This is a genomic window from Methylosinus sp. LW4 (genome assembly GCF_000379125.1).
Classification (GTDB): domain Bacteria; phylum Pseudomonadota; class Alphaproteobacteria; order Rhizobiales; family Beijerinckiaceae; genus Methylosinus.
The window spans coordinates 2,389,743-2,414,801 of record NZ_KB900626.1 but is presented as its reverse complement, the minus strand read 5'-3'; the positions used below and the strand labels follow the sequence as shown (position 1 = coordinate 2,414,801).

The following is a 25,059-nucleotide window of genomic DNA, read 5'->3' as shown; positions in this document are numbered from 1 at the left end:
AATGATTTTCTCGCCCGCTGGTGGCCATTGGGCTAAGGTCCGCGCCAGTCGAAGCGGGCGGCGGGCGTCGAGAGGTCGAGCTTGACGGACATCGACGGGAGAAGCGAGGCGTCGGCGCCGCAGCGGCGGGACGATCGCGACGAAGCTCTGGCGCTCGAGCGCATGCGAATGGCGCTCGACGCGAGCCTCACCGGAATTTGGGATTGGGACCTCGTCACCGGCGAGGTGCATCTCGACGCGCGCGTGCGCGCGCTGTGGGCGCTGCCGGACGATGCGCCGGGCAGCTTCGAGATTTTCCGCAATGCGATGCCGAAGGACGGCAAGCACAAGGACGGGAACGCGCCGACGAGCGAGGCCGTTCAGGCCGCGCTCGATCCCGGCGCGCTCGGCGATTACGAGGCGGAATATCGCGTCATCGGCCAGACCGACGGCGTCGAGCGCTGGATCGCGGTGCGCGGCCGCACTTTCTTCGAAGGCGGACGCGCCGCGCGCATCATCGGCACGGCGCGCGACATCACCGATCGCAAGCGGCGCGAGGAGCATGTCCATGTGCTGCTGCGCGAGCTGGTGCATCGCTCCAAAAATCTTCTCGCCGTGGTGCAGGCGATGGCGCGGCAGACGGCGGCGGGCGCGCCTTCGCTCGCCGATTTCCAGCGCAAGTTCGCCGCGCGCCTGCAGGCGCTCTCGATGGCGCATGATCTGCTCGTGTCGCAGGACTGGCGCGGCGCGTCCATGGTCGAGCTGGCGCGCGCGCAATTGTCCTATTGCCTCGACGTCGGCTGCGTCGAGGAGCAAACGCGCGCCGGCGGCCCCGATCTGATGCTGAAGCCGGAGGCCGCGCAGAACATCGGCCTCGCATTGCACGAGCTTTCGGTGAATGCGCTGACACATGGCTCGCTGGCGCAGCCGGACGGACGCATAGAGCTGCATTGGCGCCTCGAGGACGGGCGTTTTGTGGTGGAGTGGCGCGAGTTCGGCGGCCCGGTTGTTTCCGAGGCGCCGTCCGAAGGCTTCGGCCATAAGGTCATCAAGCGCCTCGTCGCGCAGGCGCTCGGCGGCGAGGCGAGAATCGGCTTTCCGCCCGACGGCTTCGAATGGACGCTCGCCGTGCCGGCCGCGCAAGCTCTGGCGGAGTGAAAGCGCGCTCCCCTTCTCCCACTTGTGGGAGAAGGTGGCCCTCGCGTCAGCGAGGGTCGGATGAGGGCGGCTGCGGGTTTGCTGCGCTCTGAGTCGTAAATAATGCTGTCGCGGCGCGAGCCCTCATCCGACCCGACTTCGTCGGGCCACCTTCTCCCCCTGCGCGGGAGAAGGGAGCGCGAGCCTATTTTGTTTCCGAGGGCCGAGAGGCCTCAGCGCGCGAAATACGTCTCGATGATGCGCTTGTAGATCGCCGTCAGCCCATCGACATCCGCAACGCAGGCGTGCTCGTCCACCGCATGGATCGACTCGTTGAGGAGGCCGAACTCCAGCACCGGACAATCGCGCGTGATGAAGCGCGCGTCCGAGGTTCCGCCGCTGGTCGAAAGGCCGGGGCGGCGGCCCGTCATCTCCTCGATCGCGCCGGCGACGAGCGCGCTGAAATCGCCCGGCGCGGTGAGGAAGGGCAGCGAATTGCAGGGCAGGAACTCCACCTCCACTTTCGCGCCCGACGCGGCGGTCTCGATCACGCGGCGGATTTCCGCCTGCAGCGTCTCCAGCGTCCACACATTGTTGAAGCGGATGTTGAAGCGCGCGCGCGCCTCGCCCGGAATGACATTGGCGGCCTGATTGCCGATGTCGATCGACGTCACCTCGAGATTGGAGCGGTCGAAATGCTCCGTCCCCTCGTCGAAGACGTGAGTCGACAGAGCGGTGACGATGCGCGCGACGGCGGGCGTCGGGTTTTCGGCGCGATGCGGATGGGCGGAATGGCCCTGCTTGCCGCGCACCACGAGACGCCCGTTGAGCGAGCCGCGCCGGCCGATCTTGATCGTGTCGCCGAGCTCTTTGACATTGGTCGGCTCGCCGACGATGCAATGGTCGAAGACCTCGCCATGGGCCTTCGCCCAATCGAGCATTTTCACCGTGCCATTGACGGCCGGTCCTTCCTCGTCGCCGGTGATGAGGAAGGAGATGGCGCCCTTGGGCGCGCCATGCTCCTTCACATAGTCGATGGCGGCGGCGGCGAAGGCGGCGATGCCGCCCTTCATATCGGAGGCGCCGCGGCCGAAAATCTTGCCGTCGGCGATCTCGCCGGAAAAGGGATCGAAGCGCCAGCGCTCGGGATTGCCGCTCGGCACCACATCCGTATGGCCGGCGAAGACGAGATGCGGCCGGCCCTCGCCGATCTTGGCGAAGAGATTGTCGATGTCCGGCGTGCCTTCCTCTTTGAAGACCAGCCGATGCGTGACGAAGCCCGCCTCCTTCAAGCGCTGCTCGAGCACGCCGAGCGCGCCGGCGTCGGCCGGGGTGACGGAGGGGCAGCGAAGGAGATCGCGGGTGATGGAAAGGGCGGGGGAGAGAGTCATGGACGGAAGTTAGGGAAAGCGGCGGACCTCCGCAATAGGCGCGGGGCGCTCTGTTTCATCCCGGCTTTCGGCCGGCGGCGCGCACGGCGATGAAGGACGGCTCCCTCAGGTTCCAAACGTCGACATTGGCGGGGAAGACCATGTCGCCCGGCGGCAGAATGGCGCAGCGGCCCTCGTAATCGCTGGCCTCGACGATCAGGCCGGCGTCCTCGAAAATGAGGCGCAAGGCGTCGCGGCTGAAACGGAAGAAATCATTGGGATGGGCGTGGATGGGGAAGCACTGATGCGTGCCGATCCAGAACAGGCCGCCCGGCGCCAGCACGCGGGCGATCTCCTTCGCCGCGATCCAGGGCCGCTCCAAATGCTCGAACACGGCGTTGGCGAGGAAGCAGTCGAAGGCGCCGGTCCATTGCGCGGGCAGCGCATGGAGATCGGCGACGACGTCCACATCCTGGCCCTCTCTTATATCCATCTTGAGATAGTCGGCGTCGCGCACCCAGGGAAAATTGGGGCGCGAATGCGTCGCGACGCCGAACGTCGATTGCCGCGTGCCGGCCTCCAGCACGCGCGCGGGCCGGCGCTCGCGCAGCAGATGATCGAAAACCGCCGCGACATCCGCTTCGGGCCGGTAGTCGAGCGGCGGCTTGATCTCCACCAAAAACTCGCGATCCGGCTCGCGCCCCTCGCGCGCGCCGATGCGGATGTAATGCAGCAGCGGATTCTCGCCGGAGGCGGCGACGTCGGGATAACGCGCGAGATAGCCGGTTGTCGAAAACGCCCAGCTCGGATCGCGCCCCTCCTGCGCGCCGAATTCGAGATAATGGCGCGCGGGATCGATGGCGGCGTCGCGGACGTCTGGATATCGGTAGCGATACCAGCCGGCGTTGAAGAAGCGGGACGTCTTGATCGACAACAGGTCGTAGGTGTGGCGAATGCGCCGAAAAAGCGTCTGCTTCATTTCCCAACGCGGATTTCCAACAGGAGCCGCGGACACTACAGGCGCGCGTCGGCGAATCAAGCCCGCTGTCGCCGATGCGGGCGCATTCGGGATGGCTGGCCCAAAAACTGCTTCCTCGCGGCGACGGAGACAAATGTCCGAAAGGGAACAGGAAATGTCCGAGGAGACCGGGGGCTATTTCATCGATTGGGATGGCAAGATGCGGCCCATCGGCCAGCCGGGCAAAGGGCTGCGCTGCGAGGTGGATTTGAAGGCCAAATATGTGATGGTCTTCAACAAATATGGCGGGCTCGATCACGAGTCGACCTGGTACGCCGATGAGGCGGCCGTCGCCAAGGCGGGCCTCAAGGTCGTCCACGCCGATCTCGATTCGCCGATCAAGATTTCCTCGATCGACTGATTTCGCGAGCTTTCCGCGGGGGCGGAGAGGGGGGACGGGGCGCCTGTGGCTGCGGGCGCCCCGATTTTTTTTATCCGATCCGGCGATCAGGCGCCCTGCGGATGCGCCAGCGGCGGATGCTCGACATGGCGGGCGTGCAGCCGGAACGCCAGGATCAGCTCCACAATGCCGAGCGCTATGGCGTAGATGCCGAGCCACCAGGTGAGCACCACCGCGCCGATGACCGGCGTCAGCAGCAGGAACAGGCCGAACACCACGGCCAGCAGGCCGCCCAGCGCCAGCCACCAGCGGCCGTGATCCTCCTTCAGATCGAGCGCCGAGCCGAAGGTCAGCGCGCCGCCGACGACCTCGCCCGCGCCGAACACGGCCACGAAGATGAGAGCGGTGATGCCCGGCCAGAAGGCCGCGAAGGCGCCGGCGGCGATCTTCACCAGACCAGCGAGGAAGAGAAACAGCCACGCTTCGCCCTGCCGCGCGGCGCGCACGGCGGCGACGATCGTCGCTATGCCGTCCACGGCGGCGAAAATCGCGAAGACCAGCACCAGCGACAATATCGTCACGCCGGGCTGGAACACGGCGATGAGGCCGAAGATGATCGCCGCGAGGCCGCGCAGGCCGATGGCCCACCAATTATGGGCGAGAATGGCGTTTTTCGCTTCGAGCTTGTTCAGATCGAACGGGCTGCCGCGAAACGGATCGCCGGATACGCTGCTCGTGCTCATGCTTGGCTCCTCGGAATTTCCATGCCGCGAGGCGACGGCTCGCCGACGGGGGAGCCGTCCCCCCGCATGACATTGGTCCGTTTCGCATTTCGTCCAGGCCTCCGCCGCGGACGGCGAGCCGCATCGTCACGGCGTAATTATTTTCTCGATTTTAACCAAATCGCCACCGCTTTTGCCTAAGCTTCCGATGCGGCCATTTTTTGAATTGCGGGTGACGAACGCCTGAAAGGTCGTTGATCTTGAAGAATAGTCTCATCAGAAAACTACATTCTTTGTTCAGCGTTCCGACCGACGACCTGGAGCTCGTCCGCGCGCAGTTTCGCGCCTTCGCACGGCAGATTCCGCTTCTCTATTTCATCCTGGCGACCAATGCGCTGGCGGTGATGTTCACCTTCGCGAAATTCGGCCATCCCTGGCTGTCCCTCTATGCGCCGAGCGCGCTCTGCGGCCTCTGCCTTCTGCGCGGCGTCGTCTGGTGGCGGATCGGCCGCTCGCGAGTGCCGGACGACATCGCCATCCGCCACATGCAGCGCACCAACAGGCTGGCCTTCTTCATCGCCGTGGCCTTCACCGCCTGGGGCCTGTCGCTCTACACCTTTGGCGACGGCGACGCCTATGCGAAGGCGCAGATCGTCTTCTTCCTCGCCTTGACGATGATCAGCTGCAACTTCTGCCTGATGCATCTGCGCTCGGCGGCGCTCAACGTGACCTTGGTCGGCGTCGCGCCTTTCAGCCTGTTCTTCTTCTTCGCGGACGATGGGCATTTTCGTGCGGCGTCGGTCAATCTGGCGCTCGCCGCCATCGGCATGATCGCGATATTGATGATCTATTACCGCGATTTCGCGCATCTGGTGGCCTCGCGCCGCTCGCTGGCGGAGAAGCAGGCGGAGACGCAGCGGCTCAGCGATGAGAATTCGCGGCTCGCCAATATGGACGCGCTGAGCGGCCTGCCCAATCGCCGCGCGCTGATGACGAGGCTCGACCAGTGCGGCCGTAGCGCTGGCGCGACGCCCACCGCCGTCGTCTATATCGATCTCGACGGCTTCAAGGACGTCAACGACACTTATGGACATTCGACCGGCGACCGGCTGATCGACATAGTCGCCAAGGAGCTCCTCCGCGTTCTGCCGGAGGGCGCGATGCTGGCGCGCGTCGGCGGCGACGAGTTCGCGGCGGTGATCTCGGCCGCCGAGGCCGAGCGCGCGGCGCGCGCCTTCGCCAGCAGCGCGCTCGCGGTTCTGGCGCGGCCCATCCGCATCGGCGATCGCGCGGTGCAGATCGGAGCGAGCGTCGGCGTCTGCTGCACGGAGGCGGACGGCTGCGACGCGCAGGAGCTGTTCCGCCGCGCCGATATCGCAATGTATCACGTCAAGGCCAATGGCAAATCGGGCGTGCGGATCTACACGCCCGATCTCGATCTCGAGCGCCAGCGCCAGCAGGACATAGAGGATCAGCTGCGCCGCGCCCTGCGCGCCGACGAGCTCGAGGTGGTCTATCAGCCCATCGTCGGCGCAACGGAAAATCGCGTCGTCGCCGTCGAGGCGCTGGTGCGCTGGCCGCGTCGGCCGGAGGGCGAGCTCACGCCCGATCAGTTCGTTCCGATCGCCGAGCGCAGCGGGCTCATCAATCAGCTCGGCCTGTTCGTGCTGCGCCGGGCCTGCGAGGATTTTCTCGATGTCGAGGCGATCAAGGTCGCCGTCAATGTCTCGCCCGCGCAGTTCCGCGATCCCGATTTCGAGCGCGCGGTGATGCGGACCTTGCTGGAGACCGGCTTTTCCACCGCGCGTCTCGAGCTCGAGGTGACGGAGGGCTATCTGATCGATCATCCGCAGCGGGCGGCGGCGGTGATCTCCTTCCTGAAGACGCTGGGCGTCGCCGTGGCGCTGGATGATTTCGGCGCCGGCTATACCAGCATCGCCTATCTGCAGAAATACGGCTTCGACCGCATCAAGCTGGACAAATCGCTCGTCGATCGGGTCACGATCGAGAAATCGACCGGCGTGCTCGTCGCCGGCGCCATTCACATGGCCAATGCGCTCGACATGGCGGTGACCGCCGAGGGCGTCGAGACGGAGGAGCAGGCCTATGTGCTGGGCCTCGCCGGCTGCCAGCGCCTGCAGGGCTTTCTGTTCGGCCGGCCGATGCCGCTCGGCGCTTTTCTGGCGATGGCCGCCGCCGCCGCGCCGGCGCCGACGGCGGTCTCGGCCGCTTGACGAAACGGAGGAGCCGCGCGCCTTCGATTTTTATCGGCCGCGCTGGTCCCAGGAGCCGCCCATCGTCTTCACGAGATGGATGTAGTCGAAAAGATCGCTGAGCATGAAATGGCGGTTCTCGATCGTCTTCATATGGGCGACCGTGTGAGCGTCGCCCGCGAGATAGCGGGAGGCCGTGGTTCGAAACTGCTCGGGCAGGCTGAGATTGAACGAAGAAGGCTGCGTGAGCATGCGGCAAATCTGGTCGAAGAGCAGCCGGAAGCGCTCGTCCTCCGGGTCCATGTAGACGTCCCCGAAATCCTCCTTGTAGCGGCCGAAAAGAGCGAGATAATCGTCGCTGTCGGGCTTTTGCTGCATCTTGCTCCTCCCTGCCGGCTCGAATCCCTTCGGCATGAAAGAACGGCGCCACATGCGGCGCCATTTGAGCCCGGCCCCGCAAATCCGCTATAGAGAAGCCGCCGCGCCGCAGCGGCCTTTCCCCCGAGGCGTTCCCGATCGTGACCTTTGGCGCTGCTCCCTCCCTCACTTCCGCTTTCACGCCCTTCGACGCCGGCGCGGAGGTCGTCGCCGCCGCCTTTCTCGGCGAGACGCCCGTGCTGGCGCTCGCCGACGGGCGGCTCGCCCTTCTCGAAGGCGATGCGCCTCGTCACGTCGTCGCCCATGCGGACGGCGCCATATTGGTCGCGGCGAGCGATGGGCGGCGGCTGATAACCGGCGGCGACGACGGCCTCGTCATCGCGTCCGACAGCGCCGGCGGGCTCGAGATCATCGCCGATGAGAAGGGCAAATGGATCGACGCCGTCGCCGCGCGCTTCGATGGGACGCTCGCCTGGTCCGCCGGCCGCGAACTGCGCGCGCGCACGCCAAAGGGCGAGGTCAAGTCGCTGCCGCTGCCGTCGAGCTCGCGCGGGATCGCCTTTTTTCCCAAGGGCTATCGGCTCGCCATCGCCCATTACAATGGCGTCTCGCTATGGTTCCCCAATGCGGGCGCGCCCGAGTTTCTGGAGTGGAAGGGCTCGCATCTCGACGCCGCCGTTTCGCCGGACGGCAAATTCGTGCTCACCTCCATGCAGGAGAACATGCTGCACGGCTGGCGCGTCTCTGACGGCAAGAATATGCGCATGGCCGGCTATCCGGCGAAGACCCGCTCGCTGTCTTGGTCGCATGACGGCAAATGGCTCGCCACCTCCGGCGCCGACGCCTGCGTCGTCTGGCCCTTCCAAGCCAAGGACGGGCCGATGGGCGAGGCGCCGCGCGAATGCGGCGTGCGGGCGGAGGTGAAGGTGACGCGCGTCGCCTTCCATCCGAGCGCGCTCGCCGTGGCGATCGGCTATGAGGATGGCATGGTGCTGCTCTGCCGCCTCACCGACGCCGCCGAGCTGCTGGTGCGCGCGCCGGAACCGGGAGCCCCCACGCGCATTTCGGCTCTGAGCTGGGACGCCAAGGGAACGCGGCTGCTCGTCGGCGCCGAGAATGGCGCGGCCGGCGTGCTGGCGCTGCCGAAGAAATAGGGCCAGAAGAAATAGGGCAAAGAGCGGGAGGCGAGATGGCCGCCCAAATTCCCAAGCTCCTGTCGATCGCCGGCTCCGACCCCAGCGGCGGCGCCGGCGTGCAGGGCGATCTCAAGACATTCTCGGCGCTGGGCTGCTATGGCATGGCGGCGATAACGGCGCTGACCGCGCAGAACACGCGCGGCGTCAGCCTGGTTCATCCGGTTCCCGCGCCGGTCGTCGCCGCGCAGATCGACGCCATTTTCGCCGATATAGAGGCGGATGCGGTCAAGATCGGCATGCTGGCCGAACCCGCCATCGCGCAGGCCGTGGCGGAATCGCTCGCCCGCGCCGGCGCGCGGCGCATAATCCTCGATCCCGTGCTGGTCGCGACGAGCGGCGATTCGCTCTCCTCCGCCGGGCTCATCGAAACGATGATCGCGCGGCTGTTTCCGCTCGCGGCTCTGGTCACGCCCAATCTGCCGGAGGCCGCCGCTCTGCTCGGCGCGAGTGAGGCCGCGACGCCGCAGGAGATGGCGGAGCAGGGAAGGGCGATCGTGGCGCGCGGCGCGCGCGCCGTGCTGATGAAGGGCGGGCATCTCTCGGGCGAGCCGCTCGACATTCTCGTCGCGGGCGAGGAGGTCCATGCGTTCCACGGCGCGCGCGTGGCGACGCGCAATCTTCACGGCACGGGCTGCGCGCTCTCCTCCGCCATAGCGGCGAATCTCGCGCATGGCGCCGAGCTGGTCCCGGCGATTCGCTCGGCCAAGGATTTTCTGACAGAGGCGCTCGGCGCGGCGGATGCGCTCGCGCTCGGCGGCGGGCGCGGGCCGCCGCACCTTCTCCAATCTCTCTGGAAAAGCTGAAATCAGCGCAGGATTTGCGCCGACCGCCGTCCCCTGCCGCGCAGCGAGGCGATGCTGGTGCGATCGAGGATCAGCGCCATGGCGTCGCGCACGTCCAGCATCAGATCGCGAATCGCGCAGGCATCCTCGTCCGGGCAGTCGTTGCAGCGCTGATAGGCGGTGCGGCTGGCGCAGGCGATGGGCGCGAGTGGGCCGTCGAGAATGCGGATGATCTGGCCGACGGTGATCTTGTCGGCCGGACGGGCGAGGTGATAGCCGCCGCCCTTGCCCTTCTTGCTGTTGAGAATGCCGGCGTTGCGCAATTCCAGTAGAATCGCGTCGAGGAACTTGCGCGGGATGTTGTTCTGCGTCGCCATGTCGCCGGCGAGGCACTGCCCTTCGGCGCCGGCGAGATGGATCAGCGCCTTGAGCCCGTATTTCGCTTTGTTGGACAGCATCGGTTCGCAATCTCTCCCGTCCGCGCGCCGCAGTGAGCGCGAGCCTCGCCTCCGGCAAGTCGGCAAACCCCATGGGCTCTCTCGCGATCTGCGCCTCGAGCGAGGCGTTTTCATGATGGCGAAACGCGAGGGGAGCGCGCCGAAACCCATGACGACGAAGCGGATAGAATAGATATATCGACTATCACGCAAGAAGGAAAACGCCAGCATCGAATCCGTCGCGGAGCAGAAAATTTCTGCCGCTGAAAGGGTTCCGCCGCCCCGCCCGCGCTTTTTGCGCCGCCAGCGGATCACTAATTCACTAGAATTCTAGAGTGACGCCGGCTGTCCAGACGAAGCTTTCGCGCCGGCGCGGACGCAGCCGCCCGCGCGCGGGGCGGCGGCCGGGGAAACCGTCGACGCCCATAGGATTTGTCGCTCGCCATTGTGCGTCGCACAGTCCCGCTGGACGGATCGGCGTTTCATCGTTAGGACGTGCGGCTATCCCGGAGAATGTCAATGGCGCGCACGCGCATCTGTCTCGCACGGCACGGCGAAACCAATTGGAATCTCGAGAGGCGCGTTCAGGGGCAGCTGAACATCCCCCTGAATGTGAGAGGGCTGGCGCAGGCCGAGGCGCTGGCGCGCGAGCTCGGCTCCACCCGTTTCGACCGCATCTACAGCAGCGATCTCAAGCGCGCCGTGCAGACCGTCACGCCGCTGGCGCGCCGGCTCGGCCTGCCCATAGAGACGAGCATCGCGCTGCGCGAGAAAGACGACGGCGAATGGCACGGCATGACCTTCGACGACGTCGACCGCGCCTTTCCGAGCGAGCACGCCAAGCATCGCCAGCGACAGGCGGATTTTCTCATTCCGGGCGGCGAGACGCTCGCCGCTTTCGCCGCGCGCGTCGGCGATGAGTTGACCGCCATAGCGGCGCGGCATCCGGGCGAGACGGTGCTCGTCATCGCCCATGCCGGCGTGCTGGACATTGGCTATCGCCTCGCCACTGGCCTCGGCCTCTCCGAGAAGCGCGATCCGCCGGTGCTGCACGCCGCCCCCAATTGGTTTCTCTATGAGGATGGTCGCTGGACGCTCGAGCGCTGGGCGGAGGAGGGCGCGCGCGAGCGCGTGGTCATGCCCTATGACGGGCGCAAGCTGGAGCGCCGTCCGGCGGCGCGGCTGCTGCCGCTGGACGAGCAGAATCGCGTTCTTCTGTTCCGCTATTCGACGCGCCTGTCGCCGGTGTTCGTCGAGCAGGGACATTCGCATTTCTGGGGCTCGATCGGCGGCGCCTTGGAGCCCGGCGAGACCTTCGACGCCGCCGCCCGCCGCGAGCTCGCCGAGGAGACCGGGCTCACCGGCGTCGAGATCGGCGACATCGTCTTCTCGCGCGCGTTTCCGATGCAGCTCGGCGAGGATTGGTTCCAGGCCGACGAGCGCTTCTACGCCATTCGCACGGGCGAGTTCACGCCCGACACCAGCGGCTTCACCGAGATAGAGCGCAGCGACGTGCTCGGCTGGAAATGGTGGAGCGCCGAGGAGATCGCCGCGACGCAGGAGCTGGTGTTCCCCGAGGCGCTGGATTGGCTGCTGGGGAAGATTGTGAGCTGATCTTTGCTTTGCCCTTGGACAAAAAAGCGAGCCTGAAGGCTCGCGGTCCAGGGCGCGCTGTTGGACCGCGCGAGCCTTCAGGCTCGCATAGCCACATCCTCCCTTCGATTTGCGTCAGTCGAAATCCGCCGCCGCGAACTCCGGCAGGCGCTCCGCCCGCGCCGAAAATTCCGCGAGCGCGGGAAAGTCGGCGGCCGCGAGCCGATCCGCCGCGACGCTGCGCGTGAAGCGCCAGGCGACGGCGGCGGTTATGTCCGCTTGCAGCGGGCGCGCGCCGAACAGAAATCCGTCCGCGGCCGCGGCGACTTCCGCCTCCAGCAACCGATAGGCGGCCAAAAGCTGGCCTTCGACGCGCTCGATCCAGGGCGCATGCCGCCGCTCGTCGGGACGCTTCGACTCATAGACGAGCTGCACGGTCTTCTCATTCGCCGCCAGCGCCAGTCCGATGATTCGTTGCGCGCGCAAGAAATGCTCCGGCCGTTCCGGCGTGAGCCTGCGCTCGGCGGGGACGAGACGCTCCAGATATTCGAGGATCAGAGTCGAATCGAGCAGCGTCACGCCTTCATTGGTGACCAGCGTCGGCGCCTTCACGATCGGATTGACTCCGGCGAAGGCGTCGAAATCGCGAAACACCGACAATGGCTCGTGCACGAAAGGCAGGCCGAATGCGTTCAGCGATATGGCGACGCGTCTGACATAGGGCGAATCCAGCATTCCGATGAGACGCATTTTTCAAAATCCTTCTCGCTCGCCCCGGCCCAAAGACGCCATCATTGCGATAAATGCGATAATTCGACGACCATTGCGATTTTCGCGCATAGGGCGAAAATGAGCAATCTCTGCAATGCGCCCGGCGCGGCGTCCCTTTATGCTCGAAATCCATGAAGCAGACGACACGCAATGATTATGCGCGGCGCATCGGGCGCGTCACCGAGGCGATTTTTCGCGATCCCGCGCGATCCCGCTCGCTGGAGGAGTGGGCGTCGCTCGCCAATTTCTCGCCGTTTCATTTTCATCGCATCTATCGCGCCATGCAGGGCGAAAGCGTCGCCGACACGATTCGCCGCGCCCGCCTCACCCTCGCCGCGCGGGCGCTGGCGACGAGCGCGCGCAGCGTCGCCGATATCGCATTGGAGGCGGGCTATGAGAATGCGCAGAGCTTCGCGCGCGCCTTTCGCGGCTTCGTCGCCGTGAGCCCTACGCAATTTCGCGCGACGCATCGCGCCGCCGCCGATTTCACTCTGCCTTGCCCCGTCGTCGTCACGAGAAAGGACGCAGCCATGAATGTCGAGATCGTCGAGCTGGCGCCGATCCGCGCGCATCTCCTCGAGCACAAGGGGCCGGTGGCGTCGATACCGGAGACATGGGCGGGCCTGTGGCGCTGGCATATGCAGGCGGGCCTCGCCGGACGGGCGCTCTATCCGATCGGCGTCTCCTATGGCGACCCGGAAGAAGATTGCGGCTTTCGCTATTGCGCCGGCCTGGTTTTTCCAGAGGGCGTCGCCGCTTCTGGCGAGGTGACGATCGTGGATATGGTCGGCGGGCGCTACGCCTCCTATCGGCATGTCGGCCCTTATAGCGGCATCGCCGCCGCCTTTCAGAAGCTCTATGGCGAATGGCTGCCGACGAGCGGTCATGAGCCGGATGATCGCCCCGCGCTCGAGATCTATCGCAACACGCCCTATGACGCGCCGCCGGAAGGGCTCGTCACCGATCTGCTCATTCCGGTGCGGTGACGACGGACGTCGCATTGAGCCATCGAGTGGCGAGAAGCCAGCAAATCGTGGCCGCCGCCAGCGAGGGGATCAGCAGCGTCAGGTCGAGGGCTATCAACACTCTGAACATGCGTGGCCCGGCTTCCATCATGACGCCGAAGACGATTGTGACGCAGACGTTCGCGACCAATGCGCTGAGCCAAGCGTGAAGGAAATGGCGCTTGCTGTGAGAAAGGGCCAGAAACGCAAAAAGCGCTCCGGTGAGGAACGCTATGGGGAAGCCGATCAAGAACGCCCACTTGATCCAGAATGTCGGGAATCCCACGAGTGACCTGGTCGTCGGGAATAAAGGCAGCAAACTCAGGGCGGTTCCGACGAGCGGACCGGCCAGCGCGAAGGTCGCGACTATCTTCGAGAAATTCTTCCAATACATTGCACAAATCGCTTGCTTCGCAGGTGGACGAGCGCTCGCCAGCCTCGCAATTCGTGATCGGGAAAGCTAGTGCGAAATGCGAAAACGTAGAATACGACTTTCCCCGACATCGAAAAACTGAATGCGCTTGCCGCCGGCGCGTTCGGCGATCGTCGGCCAGAAGGCGCGGGCGGCGGCGTTGTCGCGATGGAAGGACAGCTCCCACCAGCCGACGCGCGTGTGAAACGCCTGCATCGCCGCCTCGCCGCCGCAGCCGGCGCGGCGCAGATGCGGCAGCACGTAGAATTCCGCTATCGAGGCGTCGACCGGATAGCCGGAGATAGAGATGGCGTTGACGAGCGTGAAGCCGGCGGCGGCGCCGTCGGCCTCGATCACATAAGGAGAGCGGCTCGGCTCGCGCCAATAGGAATCGAGAAAGGGATAATTGTCCGGCTCGTCATAGCCCCAAGGGCCGAGCTCGACGAGATAGCGCCGCAAGAGAGCGGCGATCTCTCGCTTGTCCTCGAGCGGCGCCAGCCGCAGTCTCACATCCATGGCTCGCTTTCCTCTTGCGCCTCACGGCGCGGGATTGCTGTGCAGCTGATGAATCTCGTCGATGCGCGCTTCGATTTCCGGCGTGATCGTCACCTCGAGCGAATCCAAATCCTCCTGCAATTGCGCCATCGTCGTCGCGCCGATGATGTTGGAGGTCACGAAGGGACGCGAGGTGACGAAGGCGAGGGCGAGCTTCGCCGGCGAGACGCCGATCTCCTTCGCCAGCGCGAGATAGGCGTCGATCGCCTGCGTGACGCCGGGCTTCTCATAGCGCTGGCCGCGCTCGAACAAAGTGGTGCGCGCGCCGGCGGGACGTGCGCCATTTTGATATTTGCCGGTGAGATAGCCCTGCGCCAGCGGCGAATAAGCGAGCAGGCCGACATCTTCGCGCGTCGCGAATTCGGCGAGGCCGATCTCGAAAGTGCGATTGATGAGATTATAGGCGTTCTGGATCGAGACGACGCGCGGCCCATGGCCCTTCTCCGCCGCGCTCAGAAAGCGCGCGACGCCCCAGCTCGTCTCGTTGGAGAGCGCGACATGGCGAATCTTGCCGGCCTTCACCAGATCGGCGAGCGCCTCCAGCGTTTCCTCTATGGGGATTTCGTCGACCTTCGGCGGCGCGCGATAAATGGTTCCGCCGGCGCCGAACAGCGGCAGCGGGCGATCGGGCCAATGCAGCTGATAGAGATCGACATAATCCGTCTGCAGGCGCTTCAGCGATCCGTCGATCGCATATTCTATGTTCTTGCGATCGAGCCTGGTTCCCTCGGCGTCGGGACGCAGATAGGGGCTCTCGCTGCGGCCCGAGACTTTCGTCGCTAATATCACTCTGTCGCGGTTCTTTCGCGCCGCGAGCCAGGAGCCGATGATGCGCTCGGTCGAGCCCTGCGTCTCGGCGCGCGGCGGGATGGAATAGATTTCCGCCGTGTCGATGAAATTGACGCCGCGATCGAGCGCATGGTCGAGCTGCGCATGTCCCTCGGCCTCGGTGTTCTGCTGGCCCCATGTCATCGTGCCGAGCATGATCGCCGACACGCTGAGATCGGTGCGGCCCAATTTGCGATAATCCATTGCGTTGCGACCTTTCGTTTCAGGCGTTCTGCGTCGTCGCATCGCCGACGATGCGGCCGAGGCCGTTGGGTATGCGCGGGCTGGGCAGAACATAACGGTTGCGGTCGCGCACCATTGTGGCGACGCCCGCGAAATCGAGCTTGCCGGAACCGAGCAGCGGCAATTTGTCGACGATCATGAATTCGGCCGGGACCATCAGCTCCGACGCGCCTTTCGATTTGGCGAAGGCGAGGAATTCGGGACGCGTCGCATCCTTCTGCTGCGTCACCAGCACGATGCGCTCGCCCTTGCGCGGATCGAGCTCGCGCGCCGCCGCCGACAGCGCATTGGGCCACAGCTCCGCGGCGAGCGTCTCCACCGCGGCGAGCGAGATCATTTCGCCGCCGATCTTGGCGAAGCGCTTGGCGCGGCCCTGAATTTTTATATAGCCCTGCGCATCGACAGTGACGATGTCGCCCGTGTCGTGCCAGCCCTCCGCCGGCGGCTTCAGCACGCCGGGATCGTCGGCCAGAAGATAGCCGAGCATCACATTGGGGCCGCGCACGAAGAGACGGCCGCCCTCGGCGACGCCGGGAACAGTCTCGAGGCGCAGCTCCATGCCCGGCAGCAGCCGGCCGACGCTGCCGAAGCGGTTGAACATGGGCGTGTTGAGCGCCAGCGCCGGCGCCGTCTCGGTGACGCCATAGCCCTCGAGAATGCGAATGCCGAATTTCTCGAGATAGACCTCGCGCGTTCCCTGCTTCACCGGCTCGGCGCCGGCGATGACATAACGCAGCGAGCGGAAGTCATAAGAATGCGCGACGCGCGCATAGCCGTTGAGGAATGTGTCGGTGCCGAGCAGCACTGTGGCGTTGGCGTTGTAGACCAGCTCCGGCACGATCTTATAGTGCAGCGGCGAAGGGTAGAAATAGACCGGCACGCCGGAGACGATCGGCAGGATGAAGCCGACATTGAGGCCGAAGCAATGGAACACCGGCAGCACGCTGAACAATTTGTCGGTGCGGCCGAAGTCTATGCGCGCGGCGGCCTGGGCGGCGTTGGCGAGCAGGTTTTTGTGCGAGAGCACCACGCCCTTGGGCGCGCCTTCCGAGCCCGACGTGAAGAGAATGGCCGCCGCATCGTCGGGGCTGCGCTTCTCCAGCGGGCGCTTGTGGCGCAGCAAGGCGGAGAGCTTGTCGGCGCGCGTGATCTCGCCGCGCACATCCTCGAGATAGACGATGCGGAACTCCTTATCGAGCGCGGCGATCAGCGCGTCGAGCTTGCCCTTCTCCACAAAGGCGCGCGAGGTCAGCAGCGTCGTCGCCTGCGCGGATTTGAGGCCCGAGGCGATGTTCGCCGCGCCGGCGGTGAAATTCACCATGGCCGCGACGCGCCCGGCGCCGACGACGGCGAAGATGGTGACGCCGGCGGCGTTGGAATTGGGCAGCATGACGCCGAGCGCCTCGCCCGTCTGCGAGATGCGCTGCAGCTTGCGGCCCAGCGCATGGGCGCCGATCATGATGCGCTTATAGGTGAGCGCGCCGGCGATCGGGTCCTGGATCGCGACGCGGCCGGCGCCATGCTCGCGCGCGGCGTCGACGAGCGCCTGATGCAGCGTGCGGTCGATGGGGCTGGTGCGGAAGACGAGATCGGACATGATCTCATAGAGCGCCGCGCCGGAGGCGATGCGCCGCGCCTTGCCGCGCAATGCGGGATCGACCTCGAGCCGCGTCGGCTCCAGCACGGTCAGCGTGAATTTGGGGAAGAAGCGGCGGCGCGCCTGCTCGCGGGTCAAGCGCGAGAACATCGTCGCTTCCGGCCCCTCGATGCGCACGGGCACGACCCAGGCCCCGGATTTTTCCGCGATGAGTCCGGCGCCGTCATAGACCTTCATCAGGCTGCCGGTGACGGTGAGGCGTCCCTCCGGGAAGATGACCAGTGGATCGCCGTTGCGAACCGCATTGACCAGCGTGCGCGTGCCGAGCGGGCGCGTCGGATCGAGCGGAATGGCGCGCACATAGCGCAGGAAGGGTCGCACCCACCATTTCGTCGCGATCGTCGAGTCGATGGCGAAGACGGGATCGACCGGCAGCACGCAGAGGATCGCCGCGGCGTCGAGGAAGCTCACATGATTGAGCGCGATGATCGGATTCTTGCCCGCCCTGGCGAAATTGGCGAAGCCTTTCACCTCGAGCCGATAGAAGGCGCGGAAGATGATCGACAGGGCGTCACGAAAAGGGGAGACGACGACCGCTTTGTAGATCCATATGGCGGCGAGCGCCATGAGTCCGCCCATGCCGAGAAAGAGATCCGGCACGGAGACGCCCTTGCTCTGCAGCAGCGCGACGGCGAAGGCGCCGCCGGCCATGAAGGCGGCGTTGAGCACATTGACCGCGGCGATGATGCGCGAGCGCTCATGGGCCGGCGCATAGGCCTGCAGCGCGGCGAAGCTCGGCACGATCATCAGCCCGCCGGCGATGGCGAGAGAAGCGAGATCGATGGTCACGCGCCAGGCGCCGGAGAGCTCGAAGAATTCGGCGATCTCGAGCGGCGTCGTCGCCTCCTGCGGCGCGAGCGTCGCGAGAGTCCAGCCGAGATCGAGCGAGGCGCCGGCGATGATCGCCGCGCCGATCGCCGCCGGCAGCAGCACGATGCGTCCCGCCAGCAGGAAGGAGGCGAGGCCGGAGCCCACCGCAATGGCGATAGCGAAGACGGCGAGGAACAAAGTGACGACCAGTTCCGAGCCATGCATCACATGCGTCACCAGCGGCGCCAGCAGCGACATGGCGATGACGCCGACGAGCCAGAAAATTCCCGTCACCACGCCGACGCGCCACAGACGCTTGTCCCTCCACAGCTCACGCAGCAGCACGGCGGTGGAGCGCAGCACATTGGGATCGATGCGCAGATCGGGCGCGGCGCGCTCGGTGGGGGGAATGAGCCGCGCGGCGCCCCAGGCGGCCACGGCCGCGGCGGTGACGCCGATGGTGGTGATGATCGGCTCGCCGCCGCCATGCATGGCGAGGCCGCCGGCGATGGTGCCGGTGAGTATGGCGAGGAAGGTCGCGCCTTCCACCAGCGCATTGCCGGCCGGCAATTCCTCCTGGCGCAGATGATCGGGAAGAATGCCGTATTTCACCGGGCCGAACAGCGCGCCGAGCACGCCGAAGGAAAACAGCGCCGCGAAGAGCACGGGAACGGAAGAGAGCGCGAAGCCGGCGACGGCGATCAGCGCCGCGCCCATCTCGACGAATTTCAAGCGCCGCGCGACCAGCGCCTTGTCGTATTTGTCGGCGATCTGTCCGCCGAGCGCAGAGAGAACGAAATAGGGCGCGATGAAAATGGCGCCGGCCAGCGTGACGAGCGACTCGCCCTCATGCCCGCCGATCTTGAACAATATGAGCAGAACCAGCGCGTTCTTCAGGAAATTATCGTTGAAGGCGGCGAAGAACTGGCACCAGAACAAAGGCGCGAAACGTTTGGTGAGGAGCAGATTGTCGGACATGTGAGAAATTCCGTCGGCGCGCGGCGAGAACATGAAGGTTTCGCCGATTCTGTTTAAGGATGGGTTGGTCGGCGGGCGTTGCGCGCCCGCACATATTACGCCGCGAGAGAGGCTCGCGGCGATGAGATTTTAGGATCGGGCGGCCCCCTCCCTCACCCTCCCCCGCTCTGCGGGAGAGGGAAGGCGGCAAACGCTACGCGAAATCTCCATGAAACGCGCAATCCGCCCCCTCTCCCGCGGAGCGGGGGAGGGTCGGGGAGGGGGCGTCGCACTTTCATCGAAAAGGCGGCTTGAACATTCGCGGCCTCCTGCTATGAACATCGTTCAGGGGCGACCATAGCACGATCTGAACAGCGCTCAAGAGAAAAATGAACGACGTTCAAAAAACTGACTCCAGCGCCGCGGAGCGCTCCGCGTCCAAGACCTCCACGCGCCGCGCCGATCTGCGCGCGCGGCTGGTGGCGGCGGGCCGCGCCGCGATCGCCGAGGGCGGGCTGCAGAATTTGAGGGCGCGCGATCTCGCCGCCGCCGCGGGCTGCGCCGTGGGCGCCATCTACAATGTGTTCGACGATCTCGACGATCTGATCCTGCGCATCGGCGCGGATACGCTCGCGCATCTGGAGCAGGGCCTCGCCGCGCCGCCCGGCCCCGCGCCGGAGCCGGCGGAGGAGCTGCTGCGCCTGTCGCGCTTCTATCTCTCCTTCGCCCGCGCCAATAAGGCGCTGTGGCGGGCGCTGTTCGAGCACAGGCTCGCCGGCGGCCGTCCCGCGCCGGCCTGGTATCTCGAGGATCAGGGCCGGCTTTTCGCTCTGGTCGAGGCGCCCTTGGCGCGGCTGCTGCCGGACGAGCCGGCGGCCTCGCGCGCGCTGCTGGCGCGCACCTTGTTCTCCGCCGTGCATGGCGTCGTCTCGCTCGGCCTCGAGGAGAAGCTCGCGCCAATGTCGGAGGCGGCGCTGGAGGGCGAGCTCGAGCGGCTGGTGCGCGCCTTCGCGGGCGGATTGACCATTCGGCGGCCGGGCGAAGACCCCTGGAAAGATTGATTTCGAGCTATGGCTTGCCTTCCAGAGCCCGACCTGAAATATCGGGTTTGGGAAGTTTAGAGCGCTATCCGACCCAATTGGATCGGATAGCGCTCTAAACGTCTCTCACTGGGCGCGAATTCTGATCGATCGAACGATTCCGTTCGATCGGAAAGCGCGTTAAAAGGCGCCTCGACCCATGCTGCTGTTTCTGCTCTTTTTGGTCGCGATGTGGGCGGGCGCGCAAAATGCGCTGGCCGGCGGCGGCTCCTTTCTCACTCTGCCGACTCTCATGCTCACCGGCATGGACGCCCGCGCCGCCAATGTCACCTCCTGCGTCGCGCTGTTTCCCGCGCAGATCGCCACCGGCTGGGCGGGCCGCGATCTCTCGCGCGGGGCGGCGGGCCTCGGCCTGCGCACGCTGTTCATCATCAGCATCGTCGGCGGGGCGGTGGGCGCGGTCATCCTGCTGCTGACGCCGCCGGCCTTCTTCGCCAAGCTCGTTCCCTGGCTGGTGCTGTTCGCGACCGTGGTGTTCGCCTATGGCAGCTTTCTGCGCAAGCCGGGCGAGGCCGATGCGCAACTTTCGACGCGTGGCGCCGGCGTGGCGCAATTTCTCATCTCGGTCTATGGCGGCTATTTCGGCGGCGGCATCGGCTTTCTGATGGTCGCGGCGCTGACCATGGCGGGGCAGAATGTGCGCATCGCCGCCGCGACCAAAAACGTGCTCGCCGCGGTGATGAACGCCTCCGCCGTGGCGATCTTCCTGTTCTCGCCGGATCTGCACCTCGCGCAGGCGCTCGTCACCTCGCTCGGCGCCACCATAGGCGGGGTCGTGGGCGCGCGCATGCTGCATCACATACCGGATAATTGGCTGCGCATTATCGTGGTCATCATCGGCGCGCTCTTGACCTTCGGCTTGTTCCAGCGCGCGCCGTGAGGCGTTTCGTCGCCGCCGATGGCCGCGAGGCATGGCTGGTCGGCGGGCGTGGCCTTCTTATCTAACCGCATCGGCGAAGCGCCGGCGCATAGGCCGCGGCGCGAAAAGTCGATGGAGGCCGAACTGTCCGACAATCGCAATCGAAGCGCCGCTGTGGCGGCCGCGACCCCCGCCGCTGGCGAGGATTATGACAAGCTCGGGCGCGACGCGCTCGTCTCGCTTTTGCGCAGCGTCATCGAGCAGCGCGACGACGTGCTCTCCAAATATGAGGCGATGGCGGTGCAGGTGGACGAGTCGACCCGCGAGATCGACGACGCCCAGCTCGAGGCCAGGCGCAATGCGCAAAAGGCCGACGGCGACGCCCGCAAGGCGCAAGAGGCCGAAAAGCGCGCCGCCGATCTGCAGCGCCAGCTCGACGACGAGCGCCGCGCCAAGGCGACTCTCGCGGGAGATTTCGCGCGTTATCGCGACAAGGTGACGAGCACGCCGGTGGACGAGCCCTGGAGTCAGCTCTGGCGCGCGATCTCGCAGATCGTCGCGGACGCCGTCGCCTGGGCGCGCGCCAAGATTCCGGCGGACAGCCAATTCCTGCCCTGGTTCGACAAGGGCGTCGATTTCGCCAAGGCCACGGGCCGGCTGCTCGGCGAATGGAGCGTCGCGCTCTATGATTGGGCGCGTCCGCGGGCCATCGAGGGCTATGAATGGGCGAGGCCGCGCGCGATCGATCTGTGGAAAAGGGTGAAAACCGAGATCGAGCGGCGGACCGGCCCGGCAAAATCGTAAAAGGGCGCTGAAAAGCGCCTTTCGGCAAGCGTCGGCACGGCTGGTAAAGCGCGCGCCAATGCGTTAGATTCGCGACATGTACGCCCGTCGCGCCCTCGTCGCCGCCACCCTCTGCGCCACGCTCGGCCTCGCCTCCGCGGCGCAGGCGGCGGCCGCGCGCGGCGCCGTTCTCGCCTGCCGCGATCAAGCGGACATAAAACGCGCCTTCCGCCCGGCCTCGGACAAGGCCGCCAAGGACGACCCCGCCTATTTTCGCGGCAAGCTCCAGGCCGGCCAATGCGTGCAGCTCATGCGCGATCAGAAGGTTGACGTCGATCAGCGCGACGGCCCGCTGTGGTGCGTGCGCCCGTCCGGTGCGCTGGATTGCTTCTGGACGATCGATCGGGCGATCGAGCTCTACCCCGCGCCGCCCCTTCAGCCGGGCGAGCAGCCGTCCAAGAAAAAGGGCTGAATCGGCTTCCTGCGACGCGGCAACGCGCTTCCCTCGAGTTGGTCTGCGGCCTCTCGACTGGTAGAACTGTGCCGGTTACGTAATGATTCTCGCCCCAGGGAGCGACGGAAGCCATGATCCAGCCGACGAAATGGTGGATCGGCCTGCCCGTGCTGGCCGCCTTGTTCACGATCGTCGCGACGTCGGACGTCGAGAAGATCGAAAAAGATTTGGGCGACCGCGTGCGCGCGGCGCTCGACAAATCCCCCGGCGCTGTCGAAGGCGCGCGCGTCGATGTGGACGGGCGCGACATTCGCCTGTCCGGCGTCGCCCTCGCGCCCGCCGCCGTCGCCGAGGCCGTCCGCAGCGTCGAATTGCAAGAGGGCGTGCGCTCGGTCGCGGACGCCACGACGCCGCCGCCCTTCGCCCAGCCTTTCGCCTTTGCGCTCGAGCGCAAGGGCAAGACGCTCGCGCTCTCCGGCAATGCGCCCGTCCCCGGCGAGCGCGTCGCGATTCGCGACGCGGCCGCGGGCAGAGGCCTCGAGCTTGCCGACGCCTCCATCTCGGCGCTGGGCGCGCCCAAGAATTACGCCGCGCTCGCGGCCTATGGCGTCGCTCTGCTGGACGCCATAGGCGACGGCAGAGTGACGGTCAGCGACGCTTCGCTGTCCGTCACCGGCGCCGCCGCCAGCTTCGATGGCTATGATCGCGCCGAGGCGGCGCTGAAAGCCCCGCCCGAGGGCGTCGCGGTGAAGGCGGAGATCGCGCCGCCGCGCGTCTCGCCCTTCGTCTGGAGCGCCGCCAAGGCCGGCGAGCTCGTCTCGCTGTTCGGCTATGCGCCGAGCGAGACGACGCGCGAGGCGCTGTTCACCGAGGCGGCCAGCCTCGGCAAGGCCAGCGATCAGACGCGCGTCGCCGGCGGCGCGCCCGGCGATTTCGCCGCAGCGGCCGGCGCCGCTCTGCGCGAGCTCGCCAAGCTCTCCAGCGGCAAGGCCTCCATCGCCGATGGCGTCGTCTCCATCGAGGGCGCGGGCAAGACCAATGTCGGCGCCTCGGCCGTCGAGGCGAGCCTGCGCGCGGCGCTGCCGAAGAGCTTCGGCCTCGGCAAGGTGAGCGTGGCGGCGGGCGCGGTCTCGCCTTTCGTCTTCACCGCGCGCAAGCAGGAGAGCGGTCTGGCGCTCGCCGGCTTCGCGCCGGACGCGGCGACGCGCGCGCGCATCGCCGAGCAGGCGAAGCGTGATTTCGGCGATGCGGTGGAGGTCGATCTCGCCATAGCGGATGGCGCGCCCAAGGGATTCGCCGAGGCGGCGAGCGTGGCGTTGCGGGCGCTGGCGCGGCTCGACGCGGGCGTCGCGGCGCTGTCCGACCGCAAGCTGGCGCTGGAAGGCGCGGCCTATAACGCCAAGGCGCAATATGACATTCGCGCCCGGCTCTTCCGCGAGCTGCCGGAAGGCTATGAGAACGCCGCGCGGCTCGGCCTCGCGACCAAGGACGAAATTCCGCCGACGCGCCTCTACGCCGCTCTGTCGGAGACGGCGGCTCGAGGGCTCACTTTCGGCGCGGACAATTCGATCGCGGAAACATCCCTCCCGGTCGTCGACGCGCTCGCCTATGTGCTGCTGCGCAGCCCGGGCGCCGCCGTCGATATCGTCGGGCTGTTCGCCGGCGCGGGCTCGAATGCGGAGAATGAGGCCGTCGGCCTGCGTCGCGCCGAGGCCGTTCGCAATTATCTCATCGAGGCGGGGGTCGAAGCGGCGCGACTCTCCGCCTCGGGCGCTGCGGCGGTCGACGAGAGCGGCCGTCGCATCGAATTCTCGATCCGGTGATCCGGGGCTTTCGAGGGAGAACGCCCATGCTCTATCTGCTCGCCGCCTCCACGCAATGGCTCGCCGCCGCGCTCGCGCTGGGGCTCGTCATCGGCTTTTGGACGACGAAAAAAGAGGCCGGCGCGATATTCGCCGGCCATGGCGTCGTGGTGGCCTCGGCCTTCGCGCTCGCCGGCGGCTTTTTGCTCGCCAATCTGCAGACCATTCCCGGCCGCAACGGCCTCCTCTTCGAATTGGGGCTGCTGCTCGCCACGGCCTATCTGATCGGCCTGCCCTTCGGCGGCGGGGTCAGGCTGCTGTTCGGCGCCGCGGCTCCGGCCGCGCCGGCGAAGCGGAAGCCGCATGCGGATGTCTCCCATGTCGCGCTGCGCGGCGCCGCGGCGACGCTGGCGGAAAATGCGCCGGCTCCCGCTCCTGAGCCGATCGCCGCAGCCGAGCCGCCCGCGCCGGAAACCGCGCTCACCGAGGCGCCGGCTCCGGTCGCCGAGCCGCGCCGTCGCGCTGGAGCGCCGCGTCCCGCCGAGAGCGAGCGCAAGACGCCGGGCCAGCGGCCGGAGGGGCTGCCGGGACCGCGCGGCGGCCGCGCCGACGATCTCACCAAGATCAAAGGTCTCGGACCCAAGAGCGTCGAGAAGCTGCACGGGCTCGGCGTCTATCATTTCGATCAGATCGCCGCTTGGTCCTCCGAGAATGTCGCCTGGATCGGCGCGACGCTCGCGGTTCCCGGCCGTCCCGAGCGCGGCCGCTGGGTGGCGCAGGCCAAGGAGCTCGCCGCGGCGACGGAACGGGCGCAGGCCGAATGAGAATCGCGCATCTTCTCGGCGCCTCGCTGCTGCTCTGCCTCGCCTCTGTGGAAGCGCCGGCGCAGGACATGCTGCGCAATGTCGATCTCGCCCAGCCCGCCTATTCGCAGTCCGAGTTCACGCGCGCCGACATAGAAGCGCGCCTCGCGGCGACCAAGCCGGGCGAGACGCTCGATCTCTCCATGCGCAGCCTCAACGGGCTCGATCTTTCCGGCCTCGATCTCTCAGGCGTCAATCTGCGCGCCGCGCGGCTGGTGAAGGCGCGGCTCGCCGAGACCAAGCTCGACGGCGCCATTCTCGATCAGGCCTGGCTGCTGGAGGCCGATCTCTCCGGCGCCAGCCTGCGCGGCGCGCATGTCTTCGCGGCGCAGCTGCAGCGCGCTCGCGCCGAGGGCGCCGATTTCTCCAAGAGCCGGCTCGCCGCCGATCTCTCGGGCGCCGATCTGCGCGGCGCCTCCTTCCGCGGCGCGGATATGTCCGCCGATATGAAGAACCAGTCCATGGGGCTGATGCGCGCCGTGCTGCGTTCCGCCAAGCTCGACGGCGCGCATTTCGACGGCGCAGATCTCTCCCGCGCCGACATGCGTTATGCGCGGGCGCCCGGCGCGATCTTCGACAAGGCCTCGCTGAAGGATGTCGACGCCGCCGGCGCCGATCTCACCGGCGCGCGCTTCGAGGGAACCCGGGCCGAGGGCCTGTCGCTCGATTCCGTGCGCATCGACAGGGGCGCGGCCGCGACGCTGAAAGGCGCGGTCGATTTGGATCGCGCCTATCTGCAATAGCTTTGGCGACGCGCCGAGGCGAAAGACCATAGGGGCGGGGGCTGCCCGATCGC

24 protein-coding genes are annotated in these 25,059 nt (G+C 66.7%); 14 read left to right on the top strand and 10 right to left on the bottom strand.

Annotation, left to right across the window (positions count from 1 at the left end; translation table 11 throughout):
* Positions 1-81: 81 nt before the first annotated feature.
* Entirely contained in the window at positions 82-1,137 is a 1,056-nt protein-coding gene (locus tag METLW4_RS0112040) for a sensor histidine kinase (RefSeq protein ID WP_018266468.1), read from the top strand.
* Positions 1,138-1,349: 212 nt separating this feature from the next.
* Here METLW4_RS0112040 and dapE read toward each other — a convergent pair whose 3' ends face one another.
* Both dapE and METLW4_RS0112030 read right to left on the bottom strand, forming a co-directional pair.
* The gene (gene dapE / locus METLW4_RS0112035; RefSeq protein WP_018266467.1) at positions 1,350-2,507 is read right to left on the bottom strand and encodes a succinyl-diaminopimelate desuccinylase; all 1,158 of its coding nucleotides are present in this window, start codon (positions 2,505-2,507) and stop codon (positions 1,350-1,352) included.
* A 55-nt stretch (positions 2,508-2,562) separates the two neighbouring features.
* On the bottom strand, positions 2,563-3,465 hold the full coding sequence (locus METLW4_RS0112030; RefSeq protein ID WP_018266466.1) for a methyltransferase domain-containing protein: 903 nt from the start codon (positions 3,463-3,465) through the stop codon (positions 2,563-2,565).
* A gap of 154 nt (positions 3,466-3,619) precedes the next feature.
* On the opposite strand from METLW4_RS0112030, the gene METLW4_RS0112025 reads away from it, so the two are divergent.
* On the top strand, positions 3,620-3,865 hold the full coding sequence (locus tag METLW4_RS0112025) for a hypothetical protein (RefSeq protein ID WP_018266465.1): 246 nt from the start codon (positions 3,620-3,622) through the stop codon (positions 3,863-3,865).
* Between the two features lie 86 nt (positions 3,866-3,951).
* Here METLW4_RS0112025 and METLW4_RS0112020 read toward each other — a convergent pair whose 3' ends face one another.
* Positions 3,952-4,587, bottom strand: coding sequence for an HdeD family acid-resistance protein (locus tag METLW4_RS0112020; RefSeq protein ID WP_018266464.1), 636 nt, complete (start codon positions 4,585-4,587; stop codon positions 3,952-3,954).
* A gap of 239 nt (positions 4,588-4,826) precedes the next feature.
* On the opposite strand from METLW4_RS0112020, the gene METLW4_RS0112015 reads away from it, so the two are divergent.
* Positions 4,827-6,800 carry a putative bifunctional diguanylate cyclase/phosphodiesterase gene (locus METLW4_RS0112015; protein ID WP_157235082.1) on the top strand — a complete coding sequence of 658 codons (1,974 nt, stop codon included), beginning with the start codon at positions 4,827-4,829 and terminating at the stop codon, positions 6,798-6,800.
* A 30-nt stretch (positions 6,801-6,830) separates the two neighbouring features.
* On the opposite strand, the gene METLW4_RS0112010 is transcribed toward METLW4_RS0112015, so the two are convergent.
* Positions 6,831-7,157, bottom strand: coding sequence for a hypothetical protein (locus METLW4_RS0112010; protein WP_018266462.1), 327 nt, complete (start codon positions 7,155-7,157; stop codon positions 6,831-6,833).
* A 140-nt stretch (positions 7,158-7,297) separates the two neighbouring features.
* Here METLW4_RS0112010 and METLW4_RS0112005 point away from each other — a divergent pair, with 140 nt between their 5' ends.
* Entirely contained in the window at positions 7,298-8,311 is a 1,014-nt protein-coding gene (locus METLW4_RS0112005) for a WD40 repeat domain-containing protein (protein WP_018266461.1), read from the top strand.
* A 35-nt stretch (positions 8,312-8,346) separates the two neighbouring features.
* Positions 8,347-9,156, top strand: coding sequence for a bifunctional hydroxymethylpyrimidine kinase/phosphomethylpyrimidine kinase (gene thiD, locus METLW4_RS0112000; RefSeq protein WP_018266460.1), 810 nt, complete (start codon positions 8,347-8,349; stop codon positions 9,154-9,156).
* 2 nt (positions 9,157-9,158) lie between these two features.
* On the opposite strand, the gene METLW4_RS0111995 is transcribed toward thiD, so the two are convergent.
* Entirely contained in the window at positions 9,159-9,593 is a 435-nt protein-coding gene (locus METLW4_RS0111995) for an RrF2 family transcriptional regulator (RefSeq protein WP_018266459.1), read from the bottom strand.
* Between the two features lie 498 nt (positions 9,594-10,091).
* Between METLW4_RS0111995 and METLW4_RS0111985 the strand changes: the two genes are divergently transcribed.
* Entirely contained in the window at positions 10,092-11,186 is a 1,095-nt protein-coding gene (locus METLW4_RS0111985; RefSeq protein ID WP_018266457.1) for a histidine phosphatase family protein, read from the top strand.
* Between the two features lie 114 nt (positions 11,187-11,300).
* Here METLW4_RS0111985 and METLW4_RS0111980 read toward each other — a convergent pair whose 3' ends face one another.
* On the bottom strand, positions 11,301-11,915 hold the full coding sequence (locus tag METLW4_RS0111980) for a glutathione S-transferase family protein (RefSeq protein ID WP_018266456.1): 615 nt from the start codon (positions 11,913-11,915) through the stop codon (positions 11,301-11,303).
* Between the two features lie 152 nt (positions 11,916-12,067).
* Here METLW4_RS0111980 and METLW4_RS0111975 point away from each other — a divergent pair, with 152 nt between their 5' ends.
* Positions 12,068-12,922 (top strand): AraC family transcriptional regulator, encoded by an 855-nt coding sequence (locus METLW4_RS0111975; RefSeq protein WP_018266455.1) that lies wholly within the window; start codon positions 12,068-12,070, stop codon positions 12,920-12,922.
* Here the strand turns inward: METLW4_RS0111975 and METLW4_RS0111970 are convergent.
* The 4 genes from METLW4_RS0111970 to METLW4_RS0111955 form a co-directional block, all read right to left on the bottom strand.
* Positions 12,906-13,334, bottom strand: a complete 429-nt coding sequence (locus METLW4_RS0111970) for a hypothetical protein (RefSeq protein ID WP_018266454.1) — start codon at positions 13,332-13,334, stop codon at positions 12,906-12,908. The genes METLW4_RS0111975 and METLW4_RS0111970 overlap by 17 nt on opposite strands.
* 66 nt (positions 13,335-13,400) lie before the next feature.
* Positions 13,401-13,868, bottom strand: a complete 468-nt coding sequence (locus METLW4_RS0111965) for a GNAT family N-acetyltransferase (protein ID WP_018266453.1) — start codon at positions 13,866-13,868, stop codon at positions 13,401-13,403.
* 21 nt (positions 13,869-13,889) lie between these two features.
* On the bottom strand, positions 13,890-14,939 hold the full coding sequence (locus tag METLW4_RS0111960; RefSeq protein ID WP_018266452.1) for an NADP(H)-dependent aldo-keto reductase: 1,050 nt from the start codon (positions 14,937-14,939) through the stop codon (positions 13,890-13,892).
* 19 nt (positions 14,940-14,958) lie between these two features.
* Positions 14,959-18,423: an acyl-[ACP]--phospholipid O-acyltransferase gene (locus tag METLW4_RS0111955; protein ID WP_043332676.1), complete on the bottom strand. Its 3,465-nt coding sequence runs from the start codon at positions 18,421-18,423 to the stop codon at positions 14,959-14,961.
* 368 nt (positions 18,424-18,791) lie between these two features.
* Here METLW4_RS0111955 and METLW4_RS0111950 point away from each other — a divergent pair, with 368 nt between their 5' ends.
* The 7 genes from METLW4_RS0111950 (at position 18,792) to METLW4_RS0111920 (ending at position 25,006) form a co-directional block, all read left to right on the top strand.
* Positions 18,792-19,463: a TetR-like C-terminal domain-containing protein gene (locus tag METLW4_RS0111950; protein WP_018266450.1), complete on the top strand. Its 672-nt coding sequence runs from the start codon at positions 18,792-18,794 to the stop codon at positions 19,461-19,463.
* A 178-nt stretch (positions 19,464-19,641) separates the two neighbouring features.
* Positions 19,642-20,382: a sulfite exporter TauE/SafE family protein gene (locus tag METLW4_RS0111945; RefSeq protein ID WP_018266449.1), complete on the top strand. Its 741-nt coding sequence runs from the start codon at positions 19,642-19,644 to the stop codon at positions 20,380-20,382.
* Positions 20,383-20,493: 111 nt separating this feature from the next.
* Positions 20,494-21,165 (top strand): hypothetical protein, encoded by a 672-nt coding sequence (locus tag METLW4_RS0111940; protein ID WP_245258445.1) that lies wholly within the window; start codon positions 20,494-20,496, stop codon positions 21,163-21,165.
* Between the two features lie 76 nt (positions 21,166-21,241).
* On the top strand, positions 21,242-21,616 hold the full coding sequence (locus tag METLW4_RS0111935; protein ID WP_018266447.1) for a hypothetical protein: 375 nt from the start codon (positions 21,242-21,244) through the stop codon (positions 21,614-21,616).
* A 113-nt stretch (positions 21,617-21,729) separates the two neighbouring features.
* Complete coding sequence (locus tag METLW4_RS0111930) at positions 21,730-23,421, top strand: OmpA family protein (RefSeq protein ID WP_018266446.1); 1,692 nt, start codon at positions 21,730-21,732, stop codon at positions 23,419-23,421.
* A 26-nt stretch (positions 23,422-23,447) separates the two neighbouring features.
* Complete coding sequence (locus tag METLW4_RS24725; protein ID WP_043331833.1) at positions 23,448-24,224, top strand: hypothetical protein; 777 nt, start codon at positions 23,448-23,450, stop codon at positions 24,222-24,224.
* The gene (locus METLW4_RS0111920) at positions 24,221-25,006 is read left to right on the top strand and encodes a pentapeptide repeat-containing protein (RefSeq protein ID WP_018266445.1); all 786 of its coding nucleotides are present in this window, start codon (positions 24,221-24,223) and stop codon (positions 25,004-25,006) included. The genes METLW4_RS24725 and METLW4_RS0111920 overlap by 4 nt, the downstream gene beginning before the upstream one ends.
* Positions 25,007-25,059 lie beyond the last annotated feature (53 nt).

Coding starts and splice junctions, on each gene's coding strand:
- METLW4_RS0111970 (WP_018266454.1), bottom strand. CDS start 13,334: ATGTATTGGAAGAATTTCTCGAAGATAGTCGCGACCTTCGCGCTGGCC.
- METLW4_RS0111975 (WP_018266455.1), top strand. CDS start 12,068: ATGAAGCAGACGACACGCAATGATTATGCGCGGCGCATCGGGCGCGTC.
- dapE (WP_018266467.1), bottom strand. CDS start 2,507: ATGACTCTCTCCCCCGCCCTTTCCATCACCCGCGATCTCCTTCGCTGC.
- METLW4_RS0112010 (WP_018266462.1), bottom strand. CDS start 7,157: ATGCAGCAAAAGCCCGACAGCGACGATTATCTCGCTCTTTTCGGCCGC.
- METLW4_RS0111945 (WP_018266449.1), top strand. CDS start 19,642: ATGCTGCTGTTTCTGCTCTTTTTGGTCGCGATGTGGGCGGGCGCGCAA.
- thiD (WP_018266460.1), top strand. CDS start 8,347: ATGGCCGCCCAAATTCCCAAGCTCCTGTCGATCGCCGGCTCCGACCCC.
- METLW4_RS0111965 (WP_018266453.1), bottom strand. CDS start 13,868: ATGGATGTGAGACTGCGGCTGGCGCCGCTCGAGGACAAGCGAGAGATC.
- METLW4_RS0111930 (WP_018266446.1), top strand. CDS start 21,730: ATGATCCAGCCGACGAAATGGTGGATCGGCCTGCCCGTGCTGGCCGCC.
- METLW4_RS0111995 (WP_018266459.1), bottom strand. CDS start 9,593: ATGCTGTCCAACAAAGCGAAATACGGGCTCAAGGCGCTGATCCATCTC.
- METLW4_RS0111955 (WP_043332676.1), bottom strand. CDS start 18,423: ATGTCCGACAATCTGCTCCTCACCAAACGTTTCGCGCCTTTGTTCTGG.
- METLW4_RS0112025 (WP_018266465.1), top strand. CDS start 3,620: ATGTCCGAGGAGACCGGGGGCTATTTCATCGATTGGGATGGCAAGATG.
- METLW4_RS0112020 (WP_018266464.1), bottom strand. CDS start 4,587: ATGAGCACGAGCAGCGTATCCGGCGATCCGTTTCGCGGCAGCCCGTTC.
- METLW4_RS0111940 (WP_245258445.1), top strand. CDS start 20,494: ATGGAGGCCGAACTGTCCGACAATCGCAATCGAAGCGCCGCTGTGGCG.
- METLW4_RS0111950 (WP_018266450.1), top strand. CDS start 18,792: ATGAACGACGTTCAAAAAACTGACTCCAGCGCCGCGGAGCGCTCCGCG.
- METLW4_RS24725 (WP_043331833.1), top strand. CDS start 23,448: ATGCTCTATCTGCTCGCCGCCTCCACGCAATGGCTCGCCGCCGCGCTC.
- METLW4_RS0111985 (WP_018266457.1), top strand. CDS start 10,092: ATGGCGCGCACGCGCATCTGTCTCGCACGGCACGGCGAAACCAATTGG.
- METLW4_RS0111935 (WP_018266447.1), top strand. CDS start 21,242: ATGTACGCCCGTCGCGCCCTCGTCGCCGCCACCCTCTGCGCCACGCTC.
- METLW4_RS0111960 (WP_018266452.1), bottom strand. CDS start 14,939: ATGGATTATCGCAAATTGGGCCGCACCGATCTCAGCGTGTCGGCGATC.
- METLW4_RS0112030 (WP_018266466.1), bottom strand. CDS start 3,465: ATGAAGCAGACGCTTTTTCGGCGCATTCGCCACACCTACGACCTGTTG.
- METLW4_RS0111980 (WP_018266456.1), bottom strand. CDS start 11,915: ATGCGTCTCATCGGAATGCTGGATTCGCCCTATGTCAGACGCGTCGCC.
- METLW4_RS0111920 (WP_018266445.1), top strand. CDS start 24,221: ATGAGAATCGCGCATCTTCTCGGCGCCTCGCTGCTGCTCTGCCTCGCC.